Here is a 14,732-nt window from a genome sequence, read left to right as displayed (position 1 = left end):
GGGGGATTCCAATGGTAAATAGAAAATTATTTAAAGAAGGGCCTTTTGAATCAAACGCATGGATTACATGGGTTCCTCACAGCCATTATTACCACACACGTTGGGACTTGTACTCAAAAGGATATATGGATGCGGCTGAATGCCTGATAGATGATTCAAGTGCAAATTACCATGCACATAAAGGAGATCGATTAGTTTACCCTATTATTTTTTCATATCGCCAAGCTTTAGAATTAAAACTAAAACAAATAATATTACTTGATGAAAGTTTAAAAACCAATACTACAAAGGACGCGTTGGAAATAATGAATGATTTTGGGCATGAGGTAGATAAACTTTGGGATAAAGTAAAAATTATTATTAATAAGTTATTCAAAAAAGATATAGAGGAACATGGCGACGGTAAGATACAACAAATTGATAATTATATAAAAGAATTTGCAGAAATCGATCCTTTGTCTTTTACTTTTCGTTATCCCCTTACAAAGCCCAAACGTAAACAGGCGAAAGAAGGAAAATTACCGATAGAACAACTAGAAAACTTAGGCGATGATCGAGAACCAATTTGCCTATCAAATTTAAAAGAAAGTATGCACGACTTAATGGGCTTTTTAACAGGTGCAGCTGATACACTTGGTGATCAATTAGAAACAAACAGAAAAAAATCATCACCTATCCCCGCTCTTATAGAACCTGAAACTCATGAATGAATAAGAACTGATTGTAATTGCAAAAAAATCGACCGCCCTTCACAGGCGGTTTTCTTTTCGTATTCAATTCCCTTCCATCTCGTTCAACACATGCGCTTTCAGATGTAAATATACGGATATTCCGTTATCCGAGCGATATACTTCGAATTGAAACGTCTGCTTCCCTCGTTTTACTTCGATAGGGTACCACTTTAGTTCTTCGTAACCTGGCATTGATATTTCGTATAGGGAACTAGTCATATTTCGTCTCCTTTGTCGTTATGTAATAATTATACAACTAAGTTTAGCAGAGTACCGTTAAATCACCGTTAAGCTAGTATGAAGAATTTTAGCGTACATTTACTCTACGTCAATAATATTGATAAATTTAAATGTTCGTTTGTTACGGAAAGCATCCGTACAAATAACGTTCTTTTAGAAGGCTTTTTAAGAAAATATTAGATAAGATTTTTTTCAATACTGTCTAAAATTCAAATTATTATTACTTAAATATCTTTATATAAAACACATGGAAATATTTACTTCGATTCAAAAACGTTATATTATTATATTTATTAATTATGTATTTTATATATTGAAAAGGAGATGAAGTTTTGATTAAAACTAGGACTGTCATATCAGTTGTCTTTATAGCTATAATTTTTTGTTTCTCTATTAAAGTAATATTCGGTGATAAACCGGCATCGAATACAGAGTCATCTACTAAAGTTAAAGATACTACCTCTGAACCACAAAAAGAAAAACTATCCGCACAATTAGATACGTTAGATTATAATAAGGAGACAAATAAACTCAAATTATCCTTAACTACCAATATTCCTGATTCTACAAAAGCAACCATAAAAGTATACCGTTCAAATAAATCAGATGAATACAATTATACCGCTACAAGTAGTGAGGTATTTAAAGATGGTAAATTACAAACAACTATTTCCCCGTCACAACTTGTCGAAAACGGACAATACTATGTGAAAATACTTATTGATGTTTCAACTGCAGAATATACTTCTACAAATAAACATCTCATTGATAAACTTGGAAGTAAATATGAAGTAGAAAAACAATATAGCGGAGATAAATTAGTAAAAATTCACAATATTTCTTACGATAAATATAAAATTGACATTGACACAAAAAATATAATATCTATTGAAAACGGCTTTTCTGAACAAGAAGCACAACAAGAACGAGCTAAAATAAAAAGAGAACAAGAACAACGCGAGCAACAAGAAGTACAACAACCTAAACAAAATGAAGTTCAGACTACAACTGTTGATGCAAACAGTAAGGGTGAAGCGTGGCTAAAGTTATCCGAAGCAGAGAAACGAACATTAACAAACCGACTAATCAGTAACTGGAAGTCTAATGGCTACACAGTTACAGTTGATGCTGATTGGTTTATCGGAGCTTTAGATGCATTCTATGGAACCCCAGAAACAAACGTAAATACAATCGCGGATGCCATGACTCTATCTGGTGTCGCTGGCGGAGTAGTAATAAAATAAAAAAAATCGACCGCCCATAATAGGCGGTCTTTTTACGTACATATTAACGCACAGTAACATAAGTTGGGCTAGCTGTAATGTAGAATTGTGCACTTTATATTGTGGTGATCTATTCACGTTAACTTTAGCGTCGATATAATACGTTTTAAGGTCATTTTTCCTAGAGAATTATCAACGAAATCGAGTACGTATATCCGAAGTAATACAAACACTTTCCAAACGGCTTATATACTCTAAAACGTAGAGTATTATCTAGTGATTTAGACCTGAAGTTTTAAATTTTGCACGGATTTTGCAGGCACCTGGCGAACCAAAATTCCGAAGTCCTCCCCCGCCCCCTAAAAAAAGCCGGTATTATCTACCGACTATAATTTTGCTTCGTATTCTTTTACTAATTTATAAAACGTTGTCTTACCTACTTTCGCCTCTTTCATTGCTGTAACGGCCGTTATTTCTCCCTCTTTCCATCGTTTATATGCTTCAATAAACTTATCTGTAATCGGTGCTTTCGGTCTACCTAGTTCTTTCCCCTGCTTACGTGCGTTGGCGATTCCTTCCGCTTGTCGTGTGCGTATCTTCTTACGTTCTTCTTCTGCAATCCACGATAATATTTGTAGTACCAAGTCAGCTACAAATGTACCGACGCTATCTTTGTACTTCGTTGTATCTAGCAGAGGCATATCAATTACGATAATGTCCGCTTTTATCTCTTGTGTTATCTCGTTCCATTCTTTTAATATCGCATCCTTATTACGTCCTAGCCTATCAAGTGAATGAACGTATAATATATCGCCTTTACGTAACACACGTTTAAGCGTCTGATATTCCGGTCGTTCGAAGTCTTTACCGCTCCGTTTATCTACGTATATGTCACGCTCCGAAATTCCCAATCTCTTTAACGCTTCTAACTGTCTACCTTCGTTCTGATCCTTAGCGCTTACCCTTACGTATCCGATTTTTCTATTCTCCGCCATTCCCCTTACTTCCTTTCCGTCACGTTTGACTCGATTGTAAAATAAACGTTCGTAAAAGTCAACGAATTAGGTGAACGTCCATAAAATCATCTACCACATTAAACGAACGATTCTTCACTTAATAATCAACACGTTATCGGTGGTTCGTAAAGGTATACTTTTATGAACGGAGGTAACGGGACGGCAGGGCTGAGGTTTTCGAGGCACGTCTCTTCCAGAGGGGTTAGGCTGATGAAATTGGAAGTATTAAGAAAGCTACTAAACGAGTTTCTTCTAATATATGCCCCGAAATAACACCTCTTCCGAAAGTTCCGATTGGGTGTCTACCAGACGGCGGAGACTGGCGAAATGTAAATCGTTGTAAACTCCCGTATCCCTTTCCTTCTATATAGAGCGGAAAAATAGACCGCTTTACATGTACGTTAAAAGTTTCCGAATGGCTGCATATAACAAGCCGAAAGCTGGTGAAAATCACAACGAACCGTAACGATAAAACACTAGAATTTTCGAATAAAAGCGAGGATTCAACGATATATTAGCGAAAATCAATTAACGATTACATTGTGACTTGTTCCTATCGAAAAAATTATCGGCGCAAGTCCGGCTGATCCTTTCGTCTGGTAAAAGTCGCAAATTACTATACCGTACTATAGTCGATACAACCTATTTATTCCTTATATGTCGCGAATTATCTGCATTATAGTTCCTTATTGAAATTTGGTTAGAGGGCGTATGTATGGACCGGAAAACTGACGAAATGGGAACGATTGGGAAGTCGTTATTGTAAATGCTTCTGTATATACGAAGGAAAATCGCCATTTCCCATCGTTAGATATTACAGTAGTTGCGATGCACGGCTTCCGTGCGTGGAGAAGAGTGTTGGGGGACATATAGTTAAACGAGAACTCAAGAAAATAATGGGGAACAAGAAGGTATATAGGAATTGCGTAAAAAGAAGGAAAAAAGATGGAGTTAATTTCATATATTACCACTTTTAAGTATAATGGTTTAGTTGACTATTATCTGTTATGAATTTTGGTTTAAGAATATAATGAGGTGAGAGTGTGTTACAGAAATATGCATTAGAATTTTATGGACTAAAGGACGCCGCAACAGGATATTATATAGAAAAATTAGCAAATGACCTGAAGAATGAAGGGTTTGTAGAGCTTCTAATTGAAAAAGCAAATAAAGAAATATTAACAATTCAGGATTATGAAGATATATTAAAAATTCAAGTTATTCTTGATTATGAGCCATTAATTGAAACTATGAATGTACAAGAATTTTCAGGATCGTTAATTGATTTTTACAAAATACTTGAGGAGAGCAATGTTGATCAGAAACTAATCAGAAAAAAATTATTACTATATATAAATCAAAATGTATTAGATATATTTAAACAAGATAATTACAACCTCCAAAAAACAACACTCAAGATTTGTCTTAGTTTTAGTGGTGCGATTAAGGTATGGGATGAAATCATAACTCACACAAAATTATTGTTAGTAGAACGGTATTTTAACGAATTATTTGGGTATACCAAGAAAAAGAATTTAAATGATTTAACTTTAAAAATGGTTAATAGGATATTATTTCCTGTATCTATAAAAAGATATGAGACACAAATAGAGATTGCTTTGAAAATAAGAAAACACTTTGAGGAAACATTCAATGAATTCAAGATGGAATTATATAGATTTTTTGAATTAGAAGAATTTAAAAATTTGACCAACGTGGAACAAGTGAAAATGCTTAGAGATACTTTAGGATTTAAAATACTTGGCTTGGAAGGTGAAATTCAGTTAAAAGATAAACTTGAGGAGGCTGAAAAAACCTTCGATGCAAATTTAAAAGAATCAGGTATGCAGTATGAAATATCCTCGAAAGAGTTTGCAGATTTGGAAAGCTTGTACACTGATTTTCGAGACAAGTTTTACCTTCTTATTTATAAAGAAAATTTCCCCATCTATCAATTTATGCAATATCAGAATAAAGAATCGAAAGGACTACTTGATTATGTTTCAAATATGGAAGGAATAAAACATGAAAAATACGGGAATGTTGCTTTTATGATGAATTTCCATTATTTCGAAACACTAATGGTGTTAGAGACTATACACCTTATTACTAACTATAAGGCGGTATTTTGGGATGAATTCTTAAAACTTGTAATTGATGTTGAAGGTCTGACAGGGATAAGTGAATTTTTAAAAACAGATATAAAAAAACTTGAAAAATTTGTGAATGAGAAAGATTATTTTCTAGCTTCCTCATTTTTAGCACAACTAATCGAAAGGTTATTAAGGGAATTAATACTTAAGTTGTTATATGGAGTATCAGGCATTTTTAAAGAGGCGACATTTACGTTAGGGAAGATGTTAGATATAAACAGTAATAATGTTCTTAATGAAATCTTTACTAATGAAGAAATTGAGACGATGGAGTACTTTTTGGTAAACAAGGAATATGGACTTAACTTAAGGAATAATTTAGCTCATTATAATGTTAATTCGCAAGAAGTAGGTATCGAGATATTTGCTCGGTTAATGCATATACTTACATTCATTTTAATAAAAGTTGACTATCAAGGTACAAAATTTGACGAGTCTTAATAATATTTCAATACTAACCTTTACCTTACTATCTATACTTAATAGACAAGATGAACGGGGCTTCTGCTTAAGATAGCCTCGTTTTTTAATACAAGTATTTCTGACGGACTTCACTCGAAAATTGGACGTACTCTAATCTGCCATCCAGATGCTCAGAGTTTTTTCGTAATTGATAGTTTACACACATTTAATCATTTACAAATGCGATACCGCATGTTAACATTTAAATAACAATAAAACGTGCGTTACCGCACTTAACAGGAGGGATCGAATGATTTTAGATAAAGTAATTGGGGTTGAAGAAGCAGCAGTTTTATGGAACTTATCGCCTGGATACATAAAAAATCTATGCGCAAAAGGTGATGTACTATCAAAAAAGATAGGGAAAACGTGGGTAATCGATGCTACACAAGGGCATCCCGCATTACGTTTGTACATAAAGAATATACAAGGAAGCCCATTTCTAAAGGACGTATGCATAAGCGAGGATTCTAAAAACGTCAACATTCAATATGTTAATTCTTTCGAAGAATATGTTGCACTAAATGAAAAAACAGGCAATGACGCTAAATCATACGAAGAATACTTCGAAACAGGCGACAAGATTAATAAAATACTAACTCAAGAAAGCGCCCGCCTACTACGCCAGTTTTCGTTTTTAGATAACGTTTCGATCAATATTCCTTATAAAGGATTAGTTTATAGAATCGAATTGAATCGCGATAAACTGAACGCTTATTTAGGCTATAAAATAGAGGATTTAAACGTCCAGGATAGAACGTGGCATCAAGAATTTCTAGAAAGACACGCGTATCCAAAAGAGGGTAGAGCTAAACTTGTAAATGAATTCATAACAGTAAAGTGATTCCTGAAACTAGCATATAATGATTAAAGCCGCTATCTCAAGCGGCTCTTTTTTATAAGTAACTTCGTTACGCGATGACAATTCCGGTAGGACATCCGGAGTGACAACCGACTTTATAACGTAAACATTGTGACCGTTTCCTCCACGTAACTTCCCTTCTGTGCGGACTGTTTCTTTACGTTCTACCACTCCGTAGTCTCTTACTTATCCAAATATCTCATCCAACTTCTCTGCAACCTCACGCTGCATGTTCGGTAGCACATGACTATACGTATTAAGCGTCGTTTGTATATCTGTATGCCCCAACCGTTCTGATATCAGCTTTACATTAACATTTTGTTGAATCAGCATAGTTGCGTGCGTGTGGCGTAGGTCATGGAATCGTATCTTAGGTAGTCCAAGTTTCTCCGTTAAGTTATAGAATTCTATGCGACCATTTCTAGGTATTAACGGGTTTCCTTTACGTGTACATATTACTAGATCGTTATTCTCGTAATCTCTACCGTAGGATTCACGTTCTTTCTTTATCGTTTCACGATGTAGCTCTAACTCTTTGATTAGTTTTATCGGAAAATGTACATTACGTACACTTGCGTTATTTTTAGCACCTACTTTAATTTCTCCAGTCTGAGTTAACGTTTGTCTTATGTAAATTATCCTATTTTCGAAGTCGATGTCGCTCCAACGTAGCCCCATGATTTCGCCTTGACGCATACCCGTCAGTAATGCGATGACACAGGCAATATAAAATCGAGTAGGACGATAAACATTCTTACCCTCATTTATAAAATGGTTTACTTCCTCTAACGTCCATACATTTATTTTCTCTGTTTTTCTTATCTTAGGTAATGTAATTCCTATGGTAGGATTTTCTTTAATAAGCTTTAAAACCTGCGCCTTTTTTAACGAAGCACTTACTATTCGGAATATAAGGTGAACTGTATAAGCCGAATAATTAGTTTCCATAGCTAAATTATTAACGAATGATTGCATATGTATTGGTTGAATCTTTTGCAATCCAAAGTGACCAATACGTGGTTTAATTACATTTTTTATATACGTCTTATGGATATCGAACGTTGACTTTTGCAGATAAAATGAACGCTCCTTCATCCATTCATCAACATATATACCATATTTCATCGTCGATAGATCCGGAAATTCTTCGTCTAGCATTTCAGCTTGCAATTTCACCATCGCTTCGTAGGCTTCCTGTTTAGAAGTAAAGCCCCTTCGCTTCACTTGTCGACGCTTTCCTGTGAACGGATCCTTCTTTCTATCAAATGAAAAGTACCAACTCTCTCTGCTCTTATCGAATAAAACGCTCCCTTTCACTCGCCATCCCTCCTCTATATTACTTTCGTAGTATTTTATCGTTTTCCTCTTAGAGAAAAGAATACATCCTCCTTACTACGCAAAATAAAAACGCCTCTATTTAAGAGACGCCGAATAATGCCCTATTTTCTATCCTTCTAAATGGCTTATTATATATCGTTGCTTATTTATGTCTTGACGTTTTAATGCCGTCATTAATTCTTGATTAACCTCCGAAACAGGTAACGGTTCACCGTTCGTATCAAATAATCTTATGCCCAACTTACTTAGTATTTTTATATTATTACGATTCCTACTTACTTGCGTATAACTTATGATAGTACGTAAATTAATCCCAAAACTTATCATACCAACCAACTCTCCCTTTTCAATATAAACAGATATGAACATACTTCTATTTATCTACGGAGAATCCTTTGAAGTTTAATATCCTTATGTATTTCTCAATACATTAGCGGCGTATCTTTTATATAAGTACTTTATCGATAATATATAAGATAGTAATTCTTTTCGTTAGAAAAGGATTACCGGTAAGTATGAACGTTAGTGAATACTTACCGAATAGTACTTATACTTTCACTCTCTTAATCTTTTGTTTGTTATTATTAAGTTCGTTATTATTACGTTTGTTATTATTACCATCACTCTACAGTGATTTACCTAAGTCACTCCTCGGTGATCGACCTAAATCACTGTAGAGTGATTTACGATATAACTCGTCTAAATTCCGTCTAATCTCATCGTCAGTAAAGGACGAATAATACAACGGAAAGTATAATTTATCTCGTTTGTTAGTCGTATAGTCATACGCTGTTTTAATCAAGCCAACCGCTACCAAAACGTTGGATAATTTCGCAATCCTATTCCGTCCAATGCCCGTTTCCTCCGCTATTTTATCAACCGAAGGAAACGCACTCATATAACGATCGTTGTCCTTCTTGCCGTTTACATACGCAAGTAGATACGAATATAACTGCGCAATAGACGCGTTGGCCTTATCGTACTCTCTAGCGATTGGAATAATCCGACGCCAAAGGTCGTGTGGAATCGGTGCATTACCCGTTAATCCATTCCCTGGCGTCATTGCGTATTCTTTTCGTTGGATAGCTTCGTTTGCTAAATACTCAAATTTATTCGACATACATATCGTCCTCCGCATATAAGTTATTCAACATAAAGTAAACGTAAAATTAAATTACTTAGGCTTATTCGATTGCCATTCCGTTAATAAACTATCTAACTCCTCTGTACGGTAATACTGCCAGAACTTACGTAGCGTATTTTCGTTAAGTCCCGCACATGTATACCGTTGCCCTCGTTCCTTTAGGAAGACGTGTAATACTGGTGAATAGCAATAGAAAAATTCGTTTTGTTTACTCATAGTTAAATCACGTCCTTTTCTTCGAACAGTGTTAGTAATTTTTCAATTTCATCGACGGCATGATCTAATGTTAATTTCCCGTTGATGTAATCCATTACGATATTTACCGCCGCATCGGACGTTCCTATCTCTAATGCGTCAAAGATAAAATCATCTTTTACTAATTCGATAGCTACATATGAGTCGCCGCCAAATAAATTCGTTAATTTGTCCGAAAGTTTGTTACATGATCTATCCATTAGTAATAGCATTTTAGTTAAATGTCGTTCTCGCTCTGTAAACTTCATTAAATTAAAACCTCCGTTAAATTAAAGTAAAATAAAAAAGCGAACCTGTAGGCTCGCTTAGTTAAAGTATTCGTATGTATTTACGACGCGGCTCGCAAGTCCGTCGGTTAATGTGTCTTCAAATTCGTAATTATAATCGTCTGCTTCTCCGTATGTAGCGAACGTTAATACTTCAGTGCTACCTTCTTCGCAAAGTAAGTACGTTCTGCTTTTCGTGTCTTTAATTTCAATCGCATAGTTATCTACCATATTATCGTCTCCTCTTCGATTATAATACGTAAAGGGTGAACGGTAATAAATAATTAGAGGATAGAAATTAGTAGTAAAAAATAAAATCTATGCTTGACCTTTAATTACTCCTAAAAATTCGCTTTTAACTTCTTCCCATTTTGCTTCGGAAATTTTCCCACCAAATGCCTCTAGTATTTTCCCTTTCAATTGAATTAATTCTAGCGGTTCAGACAGGTTGTATGCTTTTTTATTACCATCAATAACGCCTCTTATTCCAACCGTCAAGTTTGGTAGTATAAAAGTGGAAGAATCGTTTTGAGTAATCCATGCGGCACCCATCTCATTTAAACAATACGCACTTTTATAATAATTATCAGATAGCATATAAAAAACTGTTATCCCACTAGATATATTACTTCTTAAATATTCGAAAATATCCATATCACCTGGAACCCCATGCCTTGGCGATGAAGTATAGAGTATCTCATCCTCTGGAACACCTAGGTTTTCTAATATATCCACAAATGCATCACAAACTTCCTTATCTGCTGAAGCATGACTGATAAATATTTTATGTTTTGCATTCTCCGTAACTTGTTCAGTAGTTACTTGAGGGGTTTCCTCTTTGTATTCTATAAGTTCAACGATGTATTCTTTTATTTTTTTCTCTAATTCGATGTGATCCTCTTTATTGTAGACATAACTATTTGTCTGTATTGCTGATTGATTTTTTTCATACCAACGGTCAACTTCCTGTAATAAATATATGATATCCTCTATCTGTCTCTCTTTGACTGCTCTCCTTAATTGTGTTGTTACATTCTTAATATGTGGTTTACTAGTATAATCTGCAATAGTTCCATAAATCCCTTCAATCTCAATTGTTAACCTCTTTAAAACGTCCATTTAACTTCCTCTCCTCTAAGCAATAATACTATTGTATAAATGTAGAATATTTCTATTAACTTCTAAGAAATTCATTCCAAGTAATATTTTACCACAAACTAATAATTGGTGAACAACTATACCTATATAGATATTAAGCAGTAGGCATGTAAACTATATAGAATACAAAATAATTTTCCGACGATATCTACAATCACGTGCTTTTCATTGATAATTTCAGAAGCCTTTATTAAATTTTATGAGCAAAGAATAAATTGGATTGTTTCACAAAAAAAAGAGCCACAATGGACTCTCTTCTCTATACTACATGTTTTTAAATAGTTTATTTATAATTATTTTGTATAGTTTTGTTAAGCTTATCGTACATTTCTTTTGTCGTTTTAATCATATACTCTAGTCTTTTTAAATCAGTAGTTTTATTGGTTATATCTGCACTTATATTCATATATATAGCATGTAGTGTTTTTAAGTAGTCAATATCTTCAATGCTTTCTATAACGTCACTATGTTTATCCCACTTATCCATTTTTAACCCAATGTTTGAGTCGTGATTTTTGAAATTAAATGTCGGCATTTTTATATCGTCCATAAATTTTTTGAAATGGTTATAACGTATATAGTTATGCTCAATCTCATTCTTTACGGAATTTAAAGCCAGTTTCTCAGCCTTTTTCTCTTCATACTTCCTACGATTTTCCTCTTTTTCCGCTTGTCTTCTCGCAGAAAAATACGACCCTAATAATGACATGGTACCGCCAGTTAATGCTCCGATAACACTAGGTAATACTTTGTCCCATTCAAAACTCATAAAAAAGCCACCTTCACATATATTAGTCAACTAAACTATTATACCTAAAAATGGTAATATATGAAATCTATTCTATTCACTATAGCTCTATGTAAAAATAATTCATCCGCTTTACTACCAATTCACACTATCGTTATTCTCTTTTTTTATTTTGAATTAATGGGTTTCTCAATTCACTGATATCTCTCTGTAAATAATCTACATCTTTATGAGAGGGTATTGAGCTGCTAATTTTCTTATAAAAGAAATCTGGATTTTCAATTTGAATCAAACTTTTTTCATAAAGAGCAAGTTCCCTCCTAGCGGATGAGAATTTATTATAAACATTTGTTAACCACCAAAAATAAAATAACACTGTAGCTAAAACTATCAAACTGTAGGAATTTAAATTAATAACTGTACCTTTTTCAAATAAACTTCCAATAAATAGAAGTATAATTGGAACTGGAGAAAAAGATTTTAATATATCAGCTTTTAATTTTAACGAATCAATTTTTCCGTTTACCTCTGCAATACAACCTTCAATACGAGCTTTTGGATTTTCAGATTTCGTTTTCAATCGATCTAAAAAATCTAAAAACTCAAGAAACTTATAGCGTTTATAAAAATTTTTAATTATTATACCCATAATTAAACATATCATAATGAGAATTACATTATCCCCAGGAAATGACTTTAAAGTAGAATTTATTAATAAAATCAAATCTACATCGTACATTTCCTTAATAATTGTATATACAACGAAGGCAGCCAATCCTAACATAAAGACTTCTACCAACATCTTTTCCAAAAGAAATTTTATAGTGATCCACCTTTCTTTTCTCTCTTCTTCCTCTCTTTTTCCATATAAACCAACCTCCTTTTATAACTAATTCTTCTGGTTATATATTAATATTTTAACGTAACAAAAGGTAAAATTGTATATTTTATAATTTAATACTTTAATTAACCTCACACTAATAACAATATATGAATCTCTAGACAAAAAGTGTATTCTATATAGCAGTATGCTTAAAAACTTCTAATATTATAATCTTGTTAGCATACTTTCTTTCATTGAATACCTTAACCATCTGCACTCTCGTAAACTCTCGGTACTTCATTTGCCGTTCTTTATTACGAGATCTCACTTACATCCTTATAAACTCGTGCCCCCAACCACGAGTACTCTAACGACTAGAATAATCACCCGAACGATTAAATATAAAGCGATCTCACCTGCAAATAGCCAAAGTACAAAAGTCAGTATTTCCGACATATTATCTTTTTCCTGGTTGTTATAAAAAAGCTATTTTATTCATTACCTTATTAATTCTATTGTATCGTTATTTCTTTACACTAATTTATAATTATAACATTATATAAAGATGTATTAATTTTTATAAACATAAAAACTTAAGGGGCTTGAACATGGCAATTAAGCAAAAACTATCAACACAAGAATTAATCCTAGTACAAAGTGAAGTAGCTAAGTAAAAAAAATCTATGGTGTGGCATATCTGTTAAACATATTTTTGTGGGCATTGGGCGCACACCGATTTTACCTAGGTAAACCTGTATCAGCTTGCTTTATGATTATTTTAACTATCTTTACACTGGGTATTTTTTCAGGTATCTGGGCATTTATTGATCTATTCTTAATTCCTTCAATGATTCACGCAACTACTGATGAATTGGAACGTTCTGCACTATTACGAGTTTATAATAATAAGTCACTTCATGGAGAAGCAAAAGCTGAATAAGATACTATTAAGAGACTAGGCTAAAAACCTAGTCTCTTTTTTTATACCACCTCTCTTACCTCTAATCGATACATTCAACGTACTTAATCTTATGAGTATCAACGCACAGGTTACCTTTCGTTTCATGAGCGTTTAATACAAAATATCTACCGGAAAAGAACGTCTTACGCCACTCCGCAAAACTATCTCCCTCCAAAATACGTAGTTATTTTCGAAATATTACCATCCAATTCCACTTTTATCTGCACGAAACCAGCTCTTTCGTTATATACTTTTATCGCCTGCACCCGCGTAAACTCCCGCTACTATCCCCGTCTTACCTCGTTACGACACTATATACTTATTACCTTACCTGTGTTAGACGTATCTCTCTGCTATACGACAAGTCAGGATAGGGGTAGTATTTTATAAAAAAAAGACCGCTTTTTCAGCAGTCATAGTAAGATCAATTTACTTAACTTATTCCACCTCTTTTAGTAGTGATGATAAAAAACATTCTACTTGATTAATCATATGAGGAATAAAATCTTTCGTGATTTCTATTTCTCTAGCTTTTTGTTCATCAGAGTCTTTATCAGGGGTTTCATCAGATAAAGGAGGTATTAAACCAAATGATTGCATTACCTTTACTACTCTATCAGGGTTTTGGTCCTCATATATTCTTCCATTATTATGTGCAATGTTATTACGAATTGTTTTTAAATCCATGATAAATTTCCATGTTTTTTGACTAAAACACAAGTTAATTTCCATTTCTTTACACATATAATTTTCTAACTTTTTCAACAAGCTAGCGTTTTTATTTCCGTAGCTATTCATCTTGTTACGAAAATCCCCATTTAACTTTTTGATATCTTCACGGCTAAATGAATTAGTCATGTGAGATTTAACTATCCCCACTAAGGTTTCTTCTATAACAGAATACGTTGATAATATTACCGAATACCTTAATAAACTTGGGAATACTATTCCATATTCATGTAACTCATCTATATATGGCTCCCAATTTTCCTCATTTCCATCTGCTAGATTCCCCTCATTTTCTTCTCTAAACCTTTCTATTTCTTCTACTCTGAATATATTTGTATTTTCCATCTCGTTAGCATATCTGCTTAAATGGTGTAATTTTATTTTTGCTGATGTAATCTGAATCATCGCTCTAAACATATAGATATCCCCTCTTTTTCAATCTCTCTATTGTGATTATACTCTCTAACATACTACCATTTTTCTTGCATATGAATAATATAAATAGGTAAATAATCTTATTTCATTTAGCATCTCTAAATTACATACGCTATAACTGATTGCACCCGCGTAAACTCCCGATATGCCCTCCGTCTCTCCTCGTTTCTAGACTTCGCGTCCCTATC

The 14,732-nt window shown here is 33.6% G+C and carries 17 protein-coding genes; 5 read left to right on the top strand and 12 right to left on the bottom strand.

The window, feature by feature from the left end; translation table 11 throughout:
• Positions 1 to 11: 11 nt before the first annotated feature.
• Positions 12 to 710, top strand: a complete 699-nt coding sequence (locus AC0OM3_RS24230) for a hypothetical protein (protein ID WP_474213152.1) — start codon at positions 12 to 14, stop codon at positions 708 to 710.
• A gap of 63 nt (positions 711 to 773) precedes the next feature.
• Here the strand turns inward: AC0OM3_RS24230 and AC0OM3_RS24225 are convergent, their stop codons facing one another.
• On the bottom strand, positions 774 to 950 hold the full coding sequence (locus AC0OM3_RS24225) for a hypothetical protein (RefSeq protein WP_474213151.1): 177 nt from the start codon (positions 948 to 950) through the stop codon (positions 774 to 776).
• Positions 951 to 1,303: 353 nt separating this feature from the next.
• Between AC0OM3_RS24225 and AC0OM3_RS24220 the strand changes: the two genes are divergently transcribed.
• Positions 1,304 to 2,215: a hypothetical protein gene (locus AC0OM3_RS24220; RefSeq protein WP_474213150.1), complete on the top strand. Its 912-nt coding sequence runs from the start codon at positions 1,304 to 1,306 to the stop codon at positions 2,213 to 2,215.
• Positions 2,216 to 2,580: 365 nt separating this feature from the next.
• On the opposite strand, the gene AC0OM3_RS24215 is transcribed toward AC0OM3_RS24220, so the two are convergent.
• Positions 2,581 to 3,189 carry a recombinase family protein gene (locus AC0OM3_RS24215; protein WP_474213149.1) on the bottom strand — a complete coding sequence of 203 codons (609 nt, stop codon included), beginning with the start codon at positions 3,187 to 3,189 and terminating at the stop codon, positions 2,581 to 2,583.
• Between the two features lie 1,064 nt (positions 3,190 to 4,253).
• On the opposite strand from AC0OM3_RS24215, the gene AC0OM3_RS24210 reads away from it, so the two are divergent.
• The gene (locus tag AC0OM3_RS24210; RefSeq protein ID WP_474213148.1) at positions 4,254 to 5,804 is read left to right on the top strand and encodes a hypothetical protein; all 1,551 of its coding nucleotides are present in this window, start codon (positions 4,254 to 4,256) and stop codon (positions 5,802 to 5,804) included.
• 271 nt (positions 5,805 to 6,075) lie between these two features.
• Positions 6,076 to 6,669 carry a helix-turn-helix domain-containing protein gene (locus AC0OM3_RS24205; RefSeq protein ID WP_474213147.1) on the top strand — a complete coding sequence of 198 codons (594 nt, stop codon included), beginning with the start codon at positions 6,076 to 6,078 and terminating at the stop codon, positions 6,667 to 6,669.
• A 204-nt stretch (positions 6,670 to 6,873) separates the two neighbouring features.
• On the opposite strand, the gene AC0OM3_RS24200 is transcribed toward AC0OM3_RS24205, so the two are convergent.
• The 9 genes from AC0OM3_RS24200 to AC0OM3_RS24160 all read right to left on the bottom strand — a co-directional run bounded on the left by AC0OM3_RS24200 (position 6,874) and on the right by AC0OM3_RS24160 (position 12,398).
• Positions 6,874 to 8,004: a site-specific integrase gene (locus tag AC0OM3_RS24200; protein ID WP_474213146.1), complete on the bottom strand. Its 1,131-nt coding sequence runs from the start codon at positions 8,002 to 8,004 to the stop codon at positions 6,874 to 6,876.
• Positions 8,005 to 8,133: 129 nt separating this feature from the next.
• Positions 8,134 to 8,352, bottom strand: coding sequence for a hypothetical protein (locus tag AC0OM3_RS24195; protein WP_086423377.1), 219 nt, complete (start codon positions 8,350 to 8,352; stop codon positions 8,134 to 8,136).
• Between the two features lie 298 nt (positions 8,353 to 8,650).
• Complete coding sequence (locus AC0OM3_RS24190; protein ID WP_474213145.1) at positions 8,651 to 9,145, bottom strand: helix-turn-helix domain-containing protein; 495 nt, start codon at positions 9,143 to 9,145, stop codon at positions 8,651 to 8,653.
• Between the two features lie 54 nt (positions 9,146 to 9,199).
• A complete protein-coding gene (locus AC0OM3_RS24185) occupies positions 9,200 to 9,385 on the bottom strand; it encodes a hypothetical protein (protein WP_086389086.1) in 186 nt (61 codons plus the stop codon).
• 2 nt (positions 9,386 to 9,387) lie between these two features.
• On the bottom strand, positions 9,388 to 9,672 hold the full coding sequence (locus AC0OM3_RS24180) for a hypothetical protein (RefSeq protein ID WP_474213144.1): 285 nt from the start codon (positions 9,670 to 9,672) through the stop codon (positions 9,388 to 9,390).
• A gap of 57 nt (positions 9,673 to 9,729) precedes the next feature.
• Entirely contained in the window at positions 9,730 to 9,921 is a 192-nt protein-coding gene (locus AC0OM3_RS24175) for a hypothetical protein (protein WP_474213143.1), read from the bottom strand.
• 87 nt (positions 9,922 to 10,008) lie between these two features.
• Positions 10,009 to 10,809, bottom strand: coding sequence for a toll/interleukin-1 receptor domain-containing protein (locus tag AC0OM3_RS24170; RefSeq protein ID WP_474213142.1), 801 nt, complete (start codon positions 10,807 to 10,809; stop codon positions 10,009 to 10,011).
• Positions 10,810 to 11,131: 322 nt separating this feature from the next.
• Positions 11,132 to 11,617 (bottom strand): hypothetical protein, encoded by a 486-nt coding sequence (locus AC0OM3_RS24165; RefSeq protein ID WP_474213141.1) that lies wholly within the window; start codon positions 11,615 to 11,617, stop codon positions 11,132 to 11,134.
• A 133-nt stretch (positions 11,618 to 11,750) separates the two neighbouring features.
• Positions 11,751 to 12,398, bottom strand: coding sequence for a hypothetical protein (locus AC0OM3_RS24160; protein ID WP_474213217.1), 648 nt, complete (start codon positions 12,396 to 12,398; stop codon positions 11,751 to 11,753).
• A gap of 709 nt (positions 12,399 to 13,107) precedes the next feature.
• Between AC0OM3_RS24160 and AC0OM3_RS24155 the strand changes: the two genes are divergently transcribed.
• The gene (locus tag AC0OM3_RS24155; protein ID WP_474213140.1) at positions 13,108 to 13,359 is read left to right on the top strand and encodes a TM2 domain-containing protein; all 252 of its coding nucleotides are present in this window, start codon (positions 13,108 to 13,110) and stop codon (positions 13,357 to 13,359) included.
• A 459-nt stretch (positions 13,360 to 13,818) separates the two neighbouring features.
• On the opposite strand, the gene AC0OM3_RS24150 is transcribed toward AC0OM3_RS24155, so the two are convergent.
• Positions 13,819 to 14,526 carry a hypothetical protein gene (locus AC0OM3_RS24150; RefSeq protein WP_474213139.1) on the bottom strand — a complete coding sequence of 236 codons (708 nt, stop codon included), beginning with the start codon at positions 14,524 to 14,526 and terminating at the stop codon, positions 13,819 to 13,821.
• Between the last annotated feature and the right edge of the window lie 206 nt (positions 14,527 to 14,732).

This window comes from Bacillus sp. FAU20, from assembly GCF_056033865.1.
The sequence above is the reverse complement of the archived record's forward strand: the minus strand, read 5'-3'. Positions and strand labels throughout refer to the sequence as shown.